Annotated in this window: 15 protein-coding genes; 11 read left to right on the top strand and 4 right to left on the bottom strand. The window is 44.0% G+C overall.

The features are described from left to right. Window positions 1-238 precede the first annotated feature (238 nt). The 10 genes from htpG (at window position 239) to DW015_RS02835 (ending at window position 12,168) form a co-directional block, all read left to right on the top strand. Window positions 239-2,128, top strand: coding sequence for a molecular chaperone HtpG (gene htpG, locus DW015_RS02880; RefSeq protein ID WP_117904063.1), 1,890 nt, complete (start codon window positions 239-241; stop codon window positions 2,126-2,128). A 334-nt stretch (window positions 2,129-2,462) separates the two neighbouring features. Next, window positions 2,463-3,299 (top strand): PRD domain-containing protein, encoded by an 837-nt coding sequence (locus tag DW015_RS02875; RefSeq protein ID WP_117904061.1) that lies wholly within the window; start codon window positions 2,463-2,465, stop codon window positions 3,297-3,299. Window positions 3,300-3,407: 108 nt separating this feature from the next. Beyond that, complete coding sequence (locus tag DW015_RS02870; protein ID WP_117904059.1) at window positions 3,408-5,561, top strand: PTS transporter subunit IIABC; 2,154 nt, start codon at window positions 3,408-3,410, stop codon at window positions 5,559-5,561. Between the two features lie 19 nt (window positions 5,562-5,580). After that, window positions 5,581-5,838, top strand: a complete 258-nt coding sequence (locus tag DW015_RS02865) for an HPr family phosphocarrier protein (protein ID WP_022286557.1) — start codon at window positions 5,581-5,583, stop codon at window positions 5,836-5,838. 134 nt (window positions 5,839-5,972) lie between these two features. Then, the gene (gene ptsP, locus DW015_RS02860) at window positions 5,973-7,607 is read left to right on the top strand and encodes a phosphoenolpyruvate--protein phosphotransferase (protein WP_117904057.1); all 1,635 of its coding nucleotides are present in this window, start codon (window positions 5,973-5,975) and stop codon (window positions 7,605-7,607) included. A 220-nt stretch (window positions 7,608-7,827) separates the two neighbouring features. Beyond that, the gene (locus DW015_RS02855) at window positions 7,828-8,388 is read left to right on the top strand and encodes a sigma-70 family RNA polymerase sigma factor (protein ID WP_117904055.1); all 561 of its coding nucleotides are present in this window, start codon (window positions 7,828-7,830) and stop codon (window positions 8,386-8,388) included. After that, on the top strand, window positions 8,381-9,184 hold the full coding sequence (locus DW015_RS02850; protein ID WP_117904053.1) for a hypothetical protein: 804 nt from the start codon (window positions 8,381-8,383) through the stop codon (window positions 9,182-9,184). The genes DW015_RS02855 and DW015_RS02850 overlap by 8 nt, the downstream gene beginning before the upstream one ends. A gap of 51 nt (window positions 9,185-9,235) precedes the next feature. Beyond that, window positions 9,236-10,858, top strand: coding sequence for a von Willebrand factor type A domain-containing protein (locus tag DW015_RS02845; protein WP_117904051.1), 1,623 nt, complete (start codon window positions 9,236-9,238; stop codon window positions 10,856-10,858). Between the two features lie 153 nt (window positions 10,859-11,011). Next, complete coding sequence (locus DW015_RS02840; RefSeq protein WP_117904049.1) at window positions 11,012-11,467, top strand: LytTR family DNA-binding domain-containing protein; 456 nt, start codon at window positions 11,012-11,014, stop codon at window positions 11,465-11,467. Continuing rightward, window positions 11,464-12,168: a hypothetical protein gene (locus DW015_RS02835; protein ID WP_117904047.1), complete on the top strand. Its 705-nt coding sequence runs from the start codon at window positions 11,464-11,466 to the stop codon at window positions 12,166-12,168. Before DW015_RS02840 ends, DW015_RS02835 begins: the two co-directional genes overlap by 4 nt. A 65-nt stretch (window positions 12,169-12,233) precedes the next feature. Here DW015_RS02835 and DW015_RS02830 read toward each other — a convergent pair whose 3' ends face one another. From DW015_RS02830 to DW015_RS02820, 3 genes are all read right to left on the bottom strand, one after another. Beyond that, entirely contained in the window at window positions 12,234-13,028 is a 795-nt protein-coding gene (locus DW015_RS02830; protein ID WP_117904045.1) for an ATP-binding cassette domain-containing protein, read from the bottom strand. A 10-nt stretch (window positions 13,029-13,038) separates the two neighbouring features. Continuing rightward, on the bottom strand, window positions 13,039-14,010 hold the full coding sequence (locus tag DW015_RS02825) for an ABC transporter permease (RefSeq protein ID WP_347500999.1): 972 nt from the start codon (window positions 14,008-14,010) through the stop codon (window positions 13,039-13,041). Between the two features lie 86 nt (window positions 14,011-14,096). Continuing rightward, entirely contained in the window at window positions 14,097-15,119 is a 1,023-nt protein-coding gene (locus DW015_RS02820; protein WP_117904043.1) for an ABC transporter substrate-binding protein, read from the bottom strand. 218 nt (window positions 15,120-15,337) lie between these two features. Between DW015_RS02820 and DW015_RS02815 the strand changes: the two genes are divergently transcribed. Then, window positions 15,338-17,728, top strand: a complete 2,391-nt coding sequence (locus DW015_RS02815; protein WP_117904041.1) for a CotH kinase family protein — start codon at window positions 15,338-15,340, stop codon at window positions 17,726-17,728. 52 nt (window positions 17,729-17,780) lie between these two features. Here DW015_RS02815 and DW015_RS02810 read toward each other — a convergent pair whose 3' ends face one another. After that, on the bottom strand, window positions 17,781-18,971 hold the full coding sequence (locus DW015_RS02810) for a metallophosphoesterase (RefSeq protein WP_117904039.1): 1,191 nt from the start codon (window positions 18,969-18,971) through the stop codon (window positions 17,781-17,783). Window positions 18,972-19,076: the final 105 nt, after the last annotated feature.

Here is a 19,076-nt window from a genome sequence, read left to right as displayed (position 1 = left end):
TTGTTCGGTCTTATCTATATATTATAACACACAACATGGTGCTTTTGCAAATGGTATTTTGTCAGGTATGTGATGAAATGTTATGGATTTGTAAATAAATAAGAGAAATTTTGTGATAACTATTGCATTTTATCAACCTTGTTGTATAATATAATTAGCACTCAAATAGATAGAGTGCTAATTATATGGAACAGTATTCAAAGAAAGTAAAATATTATTAAGGAAAGGTCGAGGTTTTATGCAGACAAAAGAATTTAAGGCAGAATCCAAAAGACTGCTCGATATGATGATCAATTCGATCTACACTCATAAGGAGATTTTTCTCAGAGAGATAATCTCAAATGCAAGCGATGCTATTGATAAGCTGTATTTCAAGTCCCTGACAGACACTTCTGTGGGAATGAAAAAGAGCGACTTCGCTATCAATATCGCTATCGACAAGGAAAACAGAACGCTTACAGTTTCTGATAACGGCATCGGTATGACCGAGGAGGATCTTGAAAACAACCTTGGTACTATCGCAAACTCAGGCTCGTTCGCTTTCAAGAAAGACAATGACCTTGGGGACGATGTTGATATCATCGGTCAGTTCGGTGTAGGCTTCTATTCTACTTTTATGGTAGCAAAGGAAGTTACCGTTGTAACAAAGGCTTTCGGCAGCGATCAGGCTTATAAGTGGACATCTGACGGCGTTGAGGGCTACACAATAGAAGAGTGTGACAAGTCTGACGGTGTTGGTACAACTATCACACTTAAACTCAAGGACGATACTGATGACGAGAAGTATTCAACATATCTTGATCAGTATCAGATACAGTCACTTGTAAAGAAATATTCTGACTACATCAGATTCCCTATCAGAATGGAAGTCGAGCATACTCATTATAATGAGGAGGGTAAAGAGCCAGAAGTACACAAGGCTATCGAAACTCTTAACAGCATGACACCTATCTGGAAGAAGAACAAGAGTGAGCTAAAGGACGAGGATTACAACAACTTCTATATGGAGAAGTTCGGCGACTATGAGCCGCCTATTGCACATATCCATTCAAAGAACGAGGGCGTTGCAACATATGACGCACTGCTTTATATACCTGCCCGCGCGCCTTTTGACTATTACTCAAAGGACTATGAAAAGGGACTCCAGCTTTATTCAAGCGGTGTAATGATAATGGAAAAGTGTGCAGACCTGCTTCCTGACTGGTTCAGCTTTGTAAAGGGCGTTGTTGACTCTGAGGATCTCTCACTGAACATCTCCCGTGAGCTTTTACAGCAGGACAGACAGCTCAAGATAATCGCAAAGAACCTTGAAAAGTCCATAAAGAACGAGCTTGCAAAGCTTCTGAAAAACGACCGTGAGAAGTATGAGAAGTTCTACAGCGTATTCGGGCTTCAGTTTAAGTTTGGCATTTATCAGTCATATGGCGCTGCAAACGAAACTCTGAAAGATCTCCTTATGTTCCCGTCCTCATTTGACGGCAAGAACGTTACACTCAAAGAGTATGTTTCAAGAATGAAAGAAGATCAGAAAGAGATCTACTATGCCTGCGGCGAAACAAAGGAAAGGATCGAAATGCTCCCTCAGCTTGAAAAGATCAAGGATAAGGGCTATGAAGTTCTTTACTTTACACAGGACGTTGACGAGTTCGCTATCAAGGTGATGATAAACTATGACGGCAAGCCTTTCAAGTCCATAAGCGACGCTGATCTCGACCTTGACACAGAGGAAGAAAAGGAAGAGGCTAAAAAGCTTGACGAAGAGAACAAGGATATGTTCACTTTTATGCAGGAAGCTATCGCTGACAAGGTAAAGACTGTTCGTCTTTCAAAGAAGCTTAAAACTCACCCTGTTTGTCTTTCATCAGACGGCAGCATAACTATCGAAATGGAGAAAGTCCTCAACGCTATGCCTCAGAATGACGGCAATAAGGTCAAGGCTGAAAAGGCACTGGAGATAAATCCAAACCACCCTATCTTTGAAAAGCTGAAAGACCTCTATGCTAACGATAAGGACAAGCTGAAAGACTATGCAAAGCTTCTTTACGATCAGGCTTTGCTTATCGAGGGCATGTCTATCGACAACCCTGTTGAGTTTGCAAACCTTGTTTGCGAGCTTATGACAAAGTAATAAAGCTATACAGATACTCTCTTAACATACCGAAAGCCGTGGGAACAGCAGTGTTTCCACGGCTTTTTTGTGCTTTTCAGGTTGATAATTGTAGGTTTTATACAAAACAAAATGAGTTTATTTGTTAAAAAAACAGATTTGAAAAACAAATTTTATGTATGCTGTTGACAAATAAATATGGGTGTGTTAATATAATTATAGTGAAATTGATACATAACATCTTTTATTGGAGTGTTACCTTTCATTTATAGACTGGGCATGACCAACTTTGTACGGACATATTGTGTGGGTTCGTATTAAGGTTGGCTTTTTTTATTTTATAGGGGGATTTTTAATGAAAATAATCAAGGTGATAAATAATAACACCGTAAGCGTCATAGACGATAAAGGAAAAGAGCAGATAATCTCAGGCAAGGGGATAGGCTTTGGGAAAAAATATGGCGACGAGCCTGATAAGGATAAGATTCAGAAAATGTATCTTGTCACAGACTCAGAGCTTAGAAAAAGACTTATCGAGTGCCTGACCGAGATACCATATGAGCATATAAAGCTTACGGCAGATCTTGTGGACTATATTTCTTCACATATCGACGGACGGCTAAACGAGTCGCTCATAATAACACTTTCAGACCACATCTCATTTGCCATTGAAAGAAAAAAGCAGGGACTTGAATTTGAAAACCCGCTTATGGACGCCATAAGCGACTGCTTCCCGAAGGAGCTTGCTCTTGGAAGATATTGCGTGGCGGAGATATATCAGCGTTTGGGCGTTGAGCTGAGGGGTGATGAAGCGGGCTTTATCGCAATGCACATCATAAACGCAAGGCTCGGCACAAAAATGGGACAGATACAGGATATCACCAAAATGGTGAACGGCTGTGCTGAGATAGCGGACGCTTGTTTATCAGGAAAGATAAACAAAACTTCGGTGGCATATGAAAGATTTCTTGTGCATTTAAAATATCTTGCGAAAAGACTCTTCAAATCTCAGGAGCTTCCTAATGTTCTCAGCAGGGACGAGGAGTTCGCTGATATAATAAAAAAGAAATTCAAAAAGCAGTATAAATGTGCAAAGCATATGCAGGATCATATTTTGAAGAATTATGCTAAAACTATATCGGAAGATGAAATGATAACTCTTTCGATTCATCTGAAGAAAATAAGCGGATAGGCATTGTTGCCACAGCTTATATATAATGTATTCGCTGCAGTATTATCATTAACGGTACCATAATGATAATTCAGCTGAGATAAATTGATCATGGAGGATATTATTATTATGAAGGATAAAATTTTCGGCGTATTGCAGCGTGTGGGACGCTCGTTCATGCTCCCTATCGCACTGCTGCCGGTGGCGGGTCTGCTTCTTGGAATAGGCAGCTCTTTCACCAACGCCACAACTATCGAAACCTATCATCTTGGCAAATTCATCTATGAGGGCGGTGTGCTTTACACTATACTCGACATAATGAGCAAAACGGGAAGCGCCGTTTTTGATAACCTTGCGCTTCTGTTTGCAATGGGCGTTGCTATCGGAATGGCAAAGAAGGAAAAAGAAGTCGCAGCTCTTTCGGGTGCTATCGCCTATATCGTAATGAACACCACTATCAGCGCACTTATCACCGCAAAGGGCGGCGTTGAGGCAATGGCAGAAAACTCCACAACGTCAGTGCTTGGTATCACCACGCTGCAAATGGGCGTTTTCGGCGGTATCCTTGTAGGACTTGGCGTTGCGGCACTGCACAACAAGTTCTATAAAACAGAGCTTCCGCAGGTGCTTTCATTCTTTGGCGGAACAAGATTTGTTCCTATCGTTTCAACTGTCACATACCTTATTGTTGGTATCATAATGTTCTATCTGTGGCCTATAGTACAGCTTGGTATCTCAAAGCTTGGCGTGCTCGTTCTCAACTCAGGCTATGCAGGCACATGGATATACGGAATACTTGAACGTGCTCTTATCCCATTCGGACTTCATCACGTTTTCTATATGCCTTTCTGGCAGACGGAGCTTGGCGGCTCGATGATGATAGACGGCAACATGGTAGCAGGCGCACAGAACATCTTCTTTGCAGAGCTTGCTTCAAAGTCAACAGACGTTTTCTCAGTATCGGCAACAAGATTTATGGCAGGAAAGTTCCCGTTCATGATATTTGGACTTCCTGCTGCAGCGTTTGCAATGTATAAAACTGCTCGTCCTGAAAAGAAAAAGGTAGTAGGAAGCTTGCTTCTGTCAGCGGCTCTTACTTCGATGATAACAGGTATAACAGAGCCTTTGGAGTTCACATTCCTGTTTGTTGCACCTCTTATGTACGCTGTTCATTGCGTATTGGCAGGACTTTCCTATATGCTTATGCACATTCTTAACGTTGGCGTTGGAATGACGTTCTCAGGCGGTCTTATAGACATGACCCTCTTCGGAATTTTGCAGGGCAACGCAAAGACCCACTGGATATGGATAGTTGTTGTGGGACTTATCTATGCAGTGGTTTACTACTTCGTGTTCTACTTTATGATAACAAAGATGAATCTTAAAACACCTGGCAGAGAGCCTGATGACGTTGAACCTAAGCTTTATCGCAGAAGCGACGTGAACGAGGCTAAGGCGGCAAAGGTAAAGAGCGCAGACAAGAGGGCTTCAGACGTTGTAAGCGCAATGATACTCAAAGGTCTTGGGGGCAAAGATAACCTTTCAGACGTTGACTGCTGTGCAACAAGACTTAGAGTTACAGTAAATGACGCCTCAAAGGTCATGGACGATATGCTCAAAGCCAGCGGTGCTTCGGGTGTTATCCACAAGGGCAACGGCGTTCAGGTCATTTACGGACCAAAGGTCTCAGTTATAAAATCAGATCTTGAGGATTTTATCGACTCGCCATACAGCGATGACCCTGACAGCATTATCGGCACTGAGGAAGCTTCTGATAAAACAGAAGAAAAACCGCAGACCGAGGGTGCAGAAAATACAGAAACTAACGGCAAGACAATAACGCTTTACTCTCACATGAACGGCACTGCCGTTAAGCTTGAGGACGTTGAGGACGAGGTGTTCTCACAAAAGATACTCGGCGAGGGCGCAGCCGTTGAGCCGTCAGAGGGCAAGCTTTACGCTCCATGCGACGGAAAGATAGACAGCGTTTTTGACACAAAGCATGCCGTAAATATGGTATCGGACGATGGAGTGGAGATACTTCTCCATATCGGTATCGACACCGTAAAGCTTGGCGGACAGTATTTTGAAGCCCATGTCAGCGACGGTCAGGAAGTTAAGAAAGGCGACCTGCTCATAAGCTTTGATATGGATAAGATAAAAGCCGCAGGCTATAAGGTGACAACACCTATCATAATTGGCAACACGGACGATTATGCGTCTGTTGAACCTGCTGCCGAAAACAGCATATCGGCAGGGGATATAATTTTGAAGATCAAATAATTATTTGGAGGTATGTATCATGAAAACATTTAGCTACACAATCACAGACGAAGTTGGTATCCACGCAAGACCGGCTGGACTTCTTGCAAAGAAAGCAAAGGAGTTCGAGAGCGTTTGCACTATCGAAAAGGGCGGAAAGAGCGTGAACATCACAAAGCTTATGGCTCTTATGGGTCTTGGCGTTAAGCAGGGCGATACTGTTACTGTTACCTGCGAAGGTGCAGACGAGGACAAGGCTTCCGAAGCACTCAAGGCATTTTTTGAGGAAACACTGTAAGATCCTATTCGTCAGCTGGGCGGTAAAAGCCGTCCAGCCGGCGGGACGTTTCTGCGGAGTGTTCGCAGGTGCGTCCCATCGGCTGGAAACAGCATGAAGAATAATAAGATCTATGAGAAAAGGGGCGGATATTTATGACTAAGTATACAGGAAAAGGCGTTTACGGTGCGGTAGCAATGGGTAAGATCTCAGTATTCAAAAAGCAGGATACCGCTATAAAACGTATTCACACAGAAGACAGCGAGGGAGAAAAGAAGCGAGTTGCCAAAGCTAAGCAGGCAGCCACAGAACAGCTCCAGAGCATTTATGACAAGGCACTCAGGGAGGTGGGCGAAACAAATGCTCAGATCTTTGAGATACACATGATGATGCTTGAAGATGATGATTATAACGAATCTATAGAGAATATCATCGACAGCCAGAAGGTCAACGCAGAGTATGCAGTTGCGGTGACGGCAGACAACTTTGCGGAGATGTTTGCTTCTATGGACGATCCTTATATGCAGGCAAGAGCCGCAGATGTAAAGGATATTTCCAACAGGATCATCGCAAACCTCATGGGCAATGTCAGCGACGGTTCTGCAGGTGACGACAAGATGATAGTTTGTGCCGATGATCTTGCACCTAGCGAAACTATATCTCTTGATAAAGACAAGGTGCTTGCCTTCGTTACTGCACATGGCTCATCAAATTCACATACAGCTATCCTTGCAAGAAATATGAACATACCTGCGGTAATAGGTGTAGGAAGCAAATTCCTGTCTGAGATAAAGGACGGCGACTTTGCTATCGTTGACGGATTTACAGGTGAGATATTCGTTGACCCTGATGAAAAGACCACCGCTGAGCTTACCGCAAAGCAGAAAGCAGACGAGGAGAAAAAGCGTCTTTTGCAGACCCTCAAAGGCAAGGAGAATGTCACAAAGGACGGTAAAAAGATAAACATTTATGCAAATATCGGAAGCGTTGACAACATCGGTGCTGTGCTTCTCAATGACGCAGGAGGAATAGGTCTTTTCAGAAGCGAGTTCCTCTATCTTGAAAACTCAGATTTCCCTACAGAGGAACAGCAGTTTCAGGCTTATAAGCGTGTTCTTGAGAGCATGGCAGGGAAAAAGGTCATCATAAGAACGCTCGATATCGGTGCCGACAAGCAGGTGGATTATTTTGGTCTGAAAAAAGAGGAAAACCCAGCTTTGGGATACAGAGCAATAAGAATTTGTCTTACAAGACCTGAGATATTCAAAACTCAGCTCAGAGCGCTTTTCAGAGCTTCCGTATACGGCAATCTGGGCATAATGTTCCCTATGATAACAAGCGTTTCAGAGGTAGAAAAAGCCCTTGCTATGTGTGGTGAAGTCAAGGCTGAGCTTAAAGAACAGGGTATAACAGTTTCTGACAGCGTTGAGCTTGGCATCATGATAGAGACCCCTGCGGCGGCTATCATAAGCGATAAGCTTGCAAAGCTTGTGGACTTTTTCAGCGTTGGCACTAATGATCTCACTCAGTATACCCTTGCTTGCGACAGACAGAACCCTGATATAGAGCAGTTCTGCGACACTCACCATGAGGCTATACTCAGGCTTATTGAAATGTCTGCAGAGAATGCCCACAAGAACGGTGCATGGATAGGTATATGCGGTGAGCTTGCGGCTGACACAACTCTCACAGAAACCTTCCTGAGAATGGGCATTGACGAGCTTTCAGTTTCTCCGACCTTTGTTCTTAAGGTAAGGGACGCTGTAAGAAATATTGACCTCTCCAAATAATTTCTCATAGATCTTCACGCAAAGAACACACCCTCGTTCATATGGACGGGGGTGTGTTCTTTTATTTGACAGATATGCTTTAATGTGCTAAAATATCTTATCGGCACAATCGTGTTTGTACATAAGTTTGTTATTAATGCACAAAAAATAAAAGTAAAATTTGTATACTATTTTGCCATAAAATCTCCCGTGCAGAATCGTATATAAGTTATCGAGGGGTGTGAAAGACTTGACCGACACTGAGTTCGATTTCAGGGTGGAGCTGATCCTGAAAAATGACAAAAACGGGCTTAGGGAGATCTATCAATGCTACGGCAAGGTGATATATAACATCATGCTTGACATTGTGAAAAGTCCTCAGGACGCTGAGGATCTCACATCAGATTTTTTCCTAAAGCTATGGGACACCGCAGGTCAGTACCGAAAGGGAACGGGGCATAAGCGATATCTGACTGTAATGGCGAAAAATCTCGCTCTTGACTTTATCAAAAAAAGGCGGCACGAAACGCCGACCCTTGATGATGAAGAAGCAGGGCATAAAGAACAGCAGGACAGTATGCGGGTAGACGACGATGTGATCGGAAAGCTCACCTTCGAGGAGGCTTTGAAGCTGCTTTCAGAGGGCGAAAGGGATATCCTGAACATGAGGCTTGGAATGGATATGACATTTCGTGAGATAAGTCGGGCAGTGGGGAAGCCGCTGGGTACTGTCACATGGAAATACCGTCAGGCTGTTTCCAAACTAAAAAAGACCATAAAGGAGGACAGTATCTATGGCTAAAAACATAAAATTTCTTTACAAAAAGCATATTTCTGATACTGCCCCTGACATGGAAAAGCTCTGGGACAGGATAGAGGGACAGCTTGAAAACAAAACGGACAAAGATCAGACACAGATAAAAGTAAGCCGCAGAAATTACAGAAAATTTGCAGCGGCAGCAGCCTCGCTCGTGCTTATTATCGGCGGCGTAAGCCTTTACGCCGATATCCGCTCAGAGTCGGACAGTGTTTCAAAGCATAGCGTAGAAACGGCTGACAAGGCTAGGCTTGAAAACAGAGAAGAAAAGACATACGAACAGCTCAGTTTCAGCCGCACAGACACAAAGGCTTATGAGGACAGCTACATTCCAAAGGGCGATGATTATTTCACAGAGGACAGCGTTCTGGAAGATACAGACTTCTTTGCAGATGTGACAGTGCTTTCAGCAAGGCTCGACAGCGACAGCGCACATTACACCCTGAGAATAAACAGCCTTGTATCAAAAAAGGGCGAAGAAAGCGAAACAAATATCACCATTGAAAGCTCTACCCCTTATATCATGCAGGAAAACAGAGAATATTTCATACCGCTGAGGAAAGAAAACGGCACTTATTCTATGGCCTTTGAAAATGCACCTCAAATAGAAATTTCTCTTGACGGGGATATCGTTTTTCAAAACGGCTGGAAAAGTCTTGACGATGATTCGGGTATTCTTAAGGACTCGCAGAAAAGCAAGAACGATTATTTCTATGACCGAATGAGATATTCCTCGAAAAACGATCTGCAAGACCTGCTTGCTAAGTGGAGGACTATGTAGCTAACAACGCAAGGGCATATCGCCCACGCTATTTTATGGGAGATGACAGCTATGAAAAAGACAACTTCAAACAGCATAAAAAGAAACTTGACCATGACTCTGTCGCTTATGATGACGGCGACAATGCTTGCTTCATGCGGAAGCGGTTATGACGGCTCGGAGAGCAGAAAGAGCGGCAGCTATAACAATGAAAGAACAACTGCGGAAAACTACAGATACAGCAATGTTACAGCCGGAGATACTGACGGCACGGCGAATATAGGAGGGGATTATAATACGGAGGAGTATAACCACCTGACGGAAAACGGCTATAAGCTCGTTTCAGACGAACCGCTTTCCACCTTTTCCACAGACGTTGACACGGCTTCCTACACAAACGTGAGAAGAATGATAAATGATGGCTGGGAGGTCGATCCTGACGCTGTGAGAACAGAGGAGTTCATAAACTATTTCAAGTATGACTATGAAAAGCCTACGGAGGGTGCGGTGTCTATAAATACCGAGCTTTCCGATTGTCCTTGGAACAATGAAGCAAAGCTTATGCTTGTGGGGCTTCAGGCAAGGGAAGCAAAGGTCAAGGACGTTCCTACAAACCTTGTTTTCCTCATAGACGTGAGCGGCTCAATGGAGGACGAGGATAAGCTTCCTCTTGTTCAGCAGGCTTTCTCGATGCTTGCTGAAAACCTTGGGGCTGATGACAGAGTTTCTATCGTCACTTATGCAGGAAGCGACAGCGTTGTTCTTGAGGGCGAAAGTGGCGACAACAGCGAGGAGATAGTTTCAGCACTTAACAGCCTGTCAGCAGGCGGCTCGACAGCAGGTGCGGCAGGAATTACCACAGCTTACAAGCTTGCAGAGGAGTATTTCATAGAGGGCGGCAACAACAGGGTCATTCTTGCAACTGACGGTGATCTGAACGTTGGTCTGTCAAGTGAAGAAGAGCTTACTGACCTTATATCACAAAAGCGTGACTCAGGGGTATATCTCTCAGTGCTTGGCTTCGGCTCAGGAAACTATAAGGATAACAGGCTTGAAGCCCTTGCTGATAACGGCAACGGAAACTATGCTTATATCGACAGCGTTGACGAAGCAAAAAGAGTGCTTGTAACAGAAATGAGCGGAACTCTTTTCACTGTCGCAAAGGACGCAAAGGTGCAGATAGAGTTTAATCCCGAAAATGTTTCAGCATACAGGCTGGTGGGCTATGAAAACAGACTTCTCAATGACGAGGACTTTGAGGACGATACAAAGGATGCAGGCGATATTGGCTCGGGTCAGCAGGTCACGGTTTTGTATGAGATAGTGCCAAATAACGGCAATGAAAAGTCGCTGAAATATCAGGATAACGAGAGCAAGGCTGAAACCAACGAGCTTAGCGGAGAAATGCTCACAGTTTCAGTGAGGTATAAAGACCCGGAGGCGAGCGAAAGCAAGCTTATAGACAAGTCTGTTATGTGTTCTGACTATACAGAGGCTGTGTCACAGAATTTTGCAAAGGCTTGCTCTGCGGCAGAGTTTGCAATGGTGCTTAGAAACAGCGACTATGCAAGCGGTCTTACCGCTCAGGGCGTTGTGGATTATATGGAACAAAACAATGTTGACAACAGCGAGCTTTTTGAACTCATATACAAATATATGCAAAACGGCACAGGCAGCGAGGCAAGCTACTGGTAAAAAACTAAATCAAGGGGTGCTGCATGGTCAGCACCCCTTTGGGCCATAAAATTTACCTCTTGCATAGAAATCTGCACCTGTCAGCCAAAAGGGGTTTACATGAAAAGAAAAATAGATTATAATAAGGCTGTCAGATAAAACGGGGGTGAAAGCGTGAAGGTCAGGATAGAGATAGACGAGAATATGTCTGAAGACGAGATAGTCATAAGGTGCGCCCAGCCCGATGAACGTGTGCTTAAAATGAAAAGGGCGGCGGAGTCGGCAGAGGGCGATCCTGAGATAGCTTTTTTCAAAGACGCAGTTCAGTTCTATCCTCCCCTTGATTCCATACTGTTTTTTGAAACAGGGGAACATAATCTTAACGCACATACCTCTGACGACGTTTTTCAGGTCAAAATGAAGCTTTTCGAGCTTGAAGAGATACTTCCACGAAAGTTCGTGCGGGTGTCAAAATCCGCTATCGTGAACGTAAAGCACATCTATTCTGTTGAACGAAACATAACCTCTGCAAGCCTTATAAGCTTTGCAGGCACTCACAAACAGCTTTACGCCTCACGAAGCTTTTACAAGCTTTTGAAGCTCAGACTTGGAGAAAGGAGATTTCTATGAAAAACAAAAATCTTATATGGGGCTTGTTCGTTATCCTTGCAGGCGTTGCCCTTATCCTTGACCGCACAGGTCTGCTGGGAAGCGTAAGCGTGTGGAGCGTTGTGATCTCACTGCTCCTCGTTCCTGTTATCGTAACGAGCGTCAGACACCTTAACTTCTGGGGAATATTCTTCCCTATGGCTATCATGGCGATACTCTTTGACGAAACTCTCGGTATCGAGAAGTTCACCCCATGGCCGGTTCTCGGTGCGGCACTGCTTCTCAGCGTGGGATTTTCATTTATTTTCCCTTACCGCTACAGGTTTACCCAAAGCAAGTGGACCACCCACACCACCGATAATCCTGCATGGGATAAATCCTCAGACAACGGGGAATATGTGCGTATCGACGCAAAATTTTCAGGCTGCACAAAGTATATAACCTCAAAGGTGCTGAAAAGAGTTGACATAAGCTGCCGTTACAGCGGTATGGAGGTGTATTTCGATTCTGCCGATATGGCAGGAAACGAAGTCGAGCTGAATGTTGATGTGCTTTGCGGCGGAGTGGAGCTTTATATCCCGAAGAACTGGGGCATAAAGGTGGAAGCCGACTGCGTTCTTGGCGGAATAGACCAGCCTAACGGAGCTTATGATGAAAAAGAAAAGATCCTTATCATAAAGGGCAGAGCAAAGATCGCAGGAATAGATATAACATATGTTTAGTCTTAAGTGAAAGAACAAAAGTAAAAGCTGCGGAGGGAAAACTCCGCAGCTTTTTGTATGTCTGATTATTCTTGAAGTATCATCTTGTCTGAAAGTTCGTCCTCGGCGGTGTCGGAATAAAGCTTCATAAGCTTTTCCACCGTCATGTTTGCTCTCTGCTCTCCCTCGATTGTAAGAAGCAGTTTGCCTTGGCTCATTACGATAGTCTTGTTGCCGTATTCAATGGCATTTGAAATGTTGTGTGTTATCATAAGAGTAGTCAGTGCGTTTTCTTTTACTATCTTTTCGGTTATCCTCATGACCTTTTCTGCGGTCTTAGGGTCAAGTGCCGCAGTGTGTTCATCAAGAAGCAGAAGCTTTGGTGTAACGATAGTCGCCATAAGCAATGTGAGCGCCTGTCGCTGTCCGCCTGAGAGCAAGCCCACAGGCATTTTCATTCTGTCCTCAAGACCTAAGTCAAGCTCCTTGAGCCTTTCTCTGAACACTGAAACGTCCTTTTTCCTGATACCGATAGTCAGCGAACGACGCTTTCCACGACTGTAGGCAAGGCCGAGATTTTCCTCTATGGTCATGTTTGGCGCAGTTCCTCTCAACGGGTCTTGGAAAAGCCTGCCTATAGTTCTTGCACGTTGATGCTCCTTTAGGTGAGTGATGTTCTTTCCGTCAAGGAATATCTTGCCGCTGTCAGCCTCGTAGCTGCCACTGATAACGTTCATAAGTGTGGATTTTCCTGCACCGTTTGAACCTATTACAGTAACGAAATCTCCGTCAGCCACATCAAGGTCTATGTGCTGAAGCGCCTTACGCTCGTTGGCAGTGTTCTTGTTGAAGGTTATGTTTATATTTTCAAGCTTAAGCATTTTAAACCTCCTATTTGTCACTGCATACACGCTTGTATGCCTTTGTGATATACTTCTTGATAGCAGGCAGAGAGATAGCAAGGGCAACTATGCAGGCTGAGAAAAGCTTTGTGTAGTTGCTGTCCATACCGAGATTCATTGCAAAAGCAAGAACAAATCTGTATGCTATCGCACCGAATATCGCCGCAAGTATTCCGCAGAGGATCGAGTGCTTGCTGAAGAATATCTCACCGATAATGATAGAAGCAAGGCCTACCACCAGCATACCTGTACCGCTGTTTGAGTCGCCTGCCGAGGAATACTGAGCGTACATTGCGCCTGAAAGGGATACCAAAGCGTTTGCAATGGCAAAGCCCATTATTTTCATTCTGTCTGAGTTTATTGAAGAAGCCCTTACCATGTATTCATTGTCGCCTGTGGCTCTAAGTGACATTCCTGCCTGAGTTTTAAGAAACCAGAAAAGCAGAACAGCCGCAATAACAAGCACGATACCTGCTGCCGCAAGCTTGTAATAGTCGCCGAAATATTTCTGTGCTATTGTAAATATAGTATCTTTTTTATAGAGTGAAATATTAGGTCTGTCCATGATTTTCAGGTTTATGGAGTAAAGAGCCGTCATTGTGATTATTCCCGCAAGTATAGGCTGAACGTTGAGTTTTGTGATAAGTATTCCCGTCACGCTTCCTGCGATAGCTCCTGCAACTATTGACAGCAGTATGCCCTTGATAGGGTCGCCGTTGAAAGCCTGCATAACTGATACTGCAACGCCAAGGGTGAAAGTTCCGTCTACCGACAGGTCAGGGATATCAAGTATCCTGAATGAGATGAATATTCCAAGTGCAAGGATAGCAAAAACAAGACCCTTTTCAAATGTTCCCGTAACAACGCTTTCCGTGAGCTGAGTGTTTATTATCATAAGAAGTAAGATCAAAAGCACAGCTTTCGGTATAAGCGAGATAACTGTTTTCTTATTCAGTTTCATATAATTTTCCTTTCAATAAAAAATAGCAGGGAGCGAAAGTCCCGCTCCCTACTATTATACTATGTTTGCTTTGATTTTGCAATAGTTTAATCGAAGTAAACTGTCTTTTCTCCGTTTGCAATATCGTCAGGAATAGTGATACCGATCGTGTCAGCAGTTGTCTTGTTGATATAAGTGCTGAGGTCCTCGTTGAATACCTTTATTGGTATCTCGGAAGCCTTCTTTTCACCGCTGAGTATCTGAGCTGCCATGTTTGCAGTTTCCTTACCAAGGTCGGAATACTCGATACCGACAGTGCCAAGACCGCCGTCCATTACCATTGAGTCAGCGCCAACGAACATTGGAACCTTAGCCTTGTTCATAACTTCTGTAACTGTACCCATAGCGCCTGCAATAGTGTTGTCGTTAGGGGAGAATACAGCGTCGCACTTTGCGGCAAGGTTCTGAGCAGCTTCCTGAACCTCAGATGTGTTTGAAGCAGCGCCTTCGATAACAGTGATACCCTTTTCCTCACAGTAAGCCTTTACTTCTTTAAGGGTAGAAACTGAGTTGTCCTCGCCTGTGTTGTAAAGATAACCGAGAGTTTTTATTTCAGGCTTCATTTCAAGCGCAAAGTCAAGTATCTTTGTGATAGCGAGCTTGTCAGATGTGCCTGTGATGTTTGCCCCTGTGCTTTCAAGCGAGTCGCAAAGACCTGCACCGATAGGGTCTGTTACTGCGGAGAATACTACTGGTATCTCCTCAGAGTATGGAGCTGCGAGCTGTGCGCATGGTGTTGTGATAGCGATGATGATATCGTCACCGTCAGCCTTGAACTGGTCGAGTATCTGCTGAACAGTTGTTGACTCGTTGTTAGCCTGCTGAGCGTCGATAGTGCAGTTTTTGCCGTCAACATAGCCAAGCTCTGCAAGTCTGTCGATAACAGCATCTCTGATAGTGTTGAGAGATGTATGCTCCATTATCTGCACAATGCCTATCTTATAGTGCTTTTCTGATGAGCCGCCCGTCTTTGAATCGTTTGAGGAGTCCTCCTTAACGCCGCATGACGCAAGAGCAGCCACAGCCATTACCGCTGCAGCGGCAAGTGCCAGAACTTTTCTTAACTTCATATATGTACCATTCCTTTCGCATTTACGGGGATTTTACCCTACTACTCTATTAAAGCACAGCCGTAAAAGTTTGTCAAGTAAAAGTTAAAAGGATTGTAGAAATAGTAAAAGTCACAGAGAAAATTCCCATGGATTTTGTATGTTTTGCAGTCGGTTGACAGAAATGTGAAAAAAGGCTATAATGATATTTGTAATATTGCAGAGCGGGAGGTTTCATATTGGGACTGAAAAGGGTTTCCGTGATAGGGCTTTGTCTTGCGGCGGTGGCAGCGGTTGTAATGCTTGCTGCGGTGATAATAAGACCGCCGAAAATATATATAAGCGAGATATGCCCCTCAAACAGTGAAACATCTGAGAAAACAGCTATGCAGGACAAAAACGGAGAACCAAGCGATTGGATAGAGATATATAATCCTACAAATAAAGATATTTCACTTACGGGATTTTCACTTTCAAAAAATGGCGGTGTAGATCAGCCTCTGGGCGGATATGTCATTAAAGCCCATGACTATATAATAGTATACTGCTCGTCAGCAGGCTTTGAAAATGCTGATTTTCCTCACGCTGATTTCAGCATAGGCAAGGTCAGCGAAGCGGAGATAATATTGAAATATGACTCGCTTCAGTGCGAGAGCATAAAATTGCCTAAGCTTAACAAGGGCGTGAGCTATTCTAAAAATGCCAAGGGTGAAATGTACGTTTCAGAGCCTACACCTCTTGCGGCGAATGCAGAGAAAACTATCGGAGATACACCTGTGTTTTCTCAGGCGGCAGGTAGCTATGAAAAGGCTTTTGACCTTGAGATAACCGCAGGAGAGAGTCAGACGGTGTATTATACCACCGACGGCACCGACCCTGCCACGTCGGACACAAGAAAGGTCTATGAAAATGCCCTGAGAATTGACGACAGGTCAGATGATGAAAATGTCCTTTCGGCTTATGACCCTATGAAAATACAGCTTGATTATCGTGACAGCATAGAACTGCCTGACAAAAGCGCAGTTGATAAAGGCACTGTCATTAGAGCCTGCGCAGAGGGTACAAGCGGAAAGTGCGGAAAAACTGTTACTGCCACCTATTTTGTGGACGTTTCAAGTGCAGATCATAACGATTTGCCTATAGTATCCATTACCACCGATCCTGATGGGCTTTTCAACGAAAAAACGGGCATTTACTGTCTTGGGGACGTATACAAAGAATATGACGAAGAAAACCCCGACCACCCTTGGAACGGCTCTATCCCTGCAAACTATAATCAGCGTGGCAGAGAGTGGGAAAAAGAATGTTATGTTGAGTATTTCGACAGTGAGGGCAACAGCCTTATTTCTCAGGATTGCGGCATAAGGATACAAGGCGGCTGGTCTAGGGCGGATTATCAAAAGTCGTTCAGGCTTTATGCTCGAAACGATTACGGCAAAAGCTCTTTTGATACAGTTTTCTGGGATAGCTTTACAGATGTAAACGGCGAGGCTATCACTTCATGCAAGACCTTTGTGCTTAGAAACGGCGGAAATGACGCCAATTATTCAAAGTTCAAGGACATGATGATACAAAATATGGTGTCAGGCAGAGGTGTTGAAACTCAGCAGGGAACAGCCTGCGTGCTGTTTATAGACGGTGAATACTGGGGACTTTATACCTTGCAGTCGGATTACAGCGACAGATATTTTGCGGATAGATATAATGTTGCAAAAAGCAACGTTGTCATGTATAAAAATGATGAGCTGAGCGAGGGTGAGGCTGAGGACGAAAAGCTTTTCAATGATATGTATAAGTTTATCACAGAAAACGATATGTCCATTGAGGAGAATTATCGCAAAGCCTGCGCAATGATAGATATGGATAACCTTGTGGAGTATGCCGCCACGGAAATGTATATCTTCAATGACGATTGGCCGCAGAACAACTATGCTTGCTGGCGCACAAGAACCATAGAGCAGGGCAATAGCTATGCAGATGGCAGATGGCGTTTTGTGCTTTTCGATACGGAATCGTCATGCTCGCATTATAACGAGAAGGATCTGGAAACAAATATGTTCTCGTATCTTAGAAGCCAAAGCTATACAAAATTTGGCGGAATACTTTGCAGACTTATAGATAACGAGGAATTCGATTTGAAGCTCGCTTCTGCAATGTGTCAGCTTGGAAGCGTGAACTTTACTGCGGAGCGGTTCGGGGAGTATCTCGAATATTATAAGAATATCTATTACGGCGAGCTTGATAATTATTTCGACCGTTTTCCAACATGGGCAAACCTTGCGAAAGCTACAGACCCTATGATAATACGTTGGCAGAATTTTATTGAGGGAAGATATGATAAAGTGCTTGGCTATCTTGAAAGAGAGTTTGACTATTATGAGCGCAGAACAGTGAAGATATCAGCGGATAACCAGCAGGGAAGCGTTTTGATAGGGGGCGTTGAAATAGAAAGTGATTATAGCGGCACATATTTTGACGGCTGTGAGATAAAATTGAACGCACAAGCAAAATCAGGCTGGCATTTTGACCATTGGGAGGGCGTAAAGGGCGATAATACCCAATCGGAGATAAAGGCTAAGGTGAACGGGGATATGAATATCAAAGCCGTTTTTGAAAAAGATATTGTTTAGCATAAAAAAGGTCTGTCACCAAAATCAAGTGACAGACCTTTTACTATATAACTTAACCTGCAAAATCAATATCTACAGAGCATATCTCAGCGTCAGTTCCTACCCTCATGAAAGTGCCGTATACACCAACACCGGAGGTGACAATGGAGTACATATTATCTTTCTTTATCATGCCACATGGGTTTTCCCAGAAAAGACCTATTGTCAGATTGCCTGGGAAAAGCTGCCCGTCATGTGTGTGACCTGAGAAATCTATGTCTGCACCTGCGTCAGCGGTCTTTTGAAGCTCGTCAGGCTCGTGGGAAAGCACAAATATCGGCTTGGTCTTGTCAAGATCCTTCGTAAGCTCTGATATCTCTGCACGAGTGCCGTCCTCAGTACCGGGCTTGTCAGTGTCACGCCTGCCCACAAGATAAAATTCATCGTTTATCAAAACAGACTCATCATTGATAAGCTTTATGTTACACTCTTTCATAAAGTTTGTCATTTTCTCGTTGTGGAGCTGTTTTCCGCCCCAATCGAATGTGAAGCCCATTAGTATCTTTTCGTCAATGTCATGATTGCCATAGACCGCATAAACACCGTATTTGCTCTTTATGGACTTGAGCTGTGCCTTTATCCCTTCGGGATCGTCCATGCCGTCATAGCTGTTGTCAAAAATATCTCCTGCTATTATAACAATGTCAGCGTCCTGCTGGTTTATTTTCTCAACCATGTTGGTGATGTGATCCACACCGATAGCGTAACCCATGTGCATGTCAGCCACAAGCACAGCTTTTAAATGCTTGTCACTGCCACATGACTTGTTGACAGTTACGCTGTATTCATTTACCTTGATGTTTCGTGCATTGAAAATGCCGTAAAGACAGGTCGCCACCGCACAAGCCACAACCACCGAACCTATGGAAATAACGCTTCCTCGGGAAAAAAGCAGCGTGTTTTTGAGCTTCGTGTGTTTTGCAATAAGCCTTAGCAGGTCAAAAAGCACCACATACAAAAGGGAGTAGAGCATAATGCCTATCCAGTATGTAGAAATTCGCCTTATGACGATAGCAACGGCGGATTTCGGGAGCAGAAAAGCTATAACAGGCGAAAGCGCCATGAAAAGATAGACCACTGCAAAAGGCACTTTGAAACGCAGCCAGTTAAATCTGTGGTTGCAGTGCTTCATCCAGTAGAAAAATCGGAACATCATGTATGATGATACGCCCAGATAAAAGGGCAGAAGAAATAGAAATATCATTATTATGCCACCTTATAGATAAGTGAGGAATGAGGAGTGAGAAATGAGGAATTAAGGTATCGCCTGCGGTGATGATTTTTTGTAGTGGCGACCTTTGGTCGCCTG

The organism is Ruminococcus sp. AF37-20, assembly GCF_003460465.1.
In the GTDB taxonomy this organism is placed as follows: Bacteria; Bacillota; Clostridia; order Oscillospirales; family Ruminococcaceae; genus Hominimerdicola; species Hominimerdicola aceti.
Note: the sequence above shows the minus strand (reverse complement) of the source record. Positions and strands in the feature narration are given on the sequence as shown.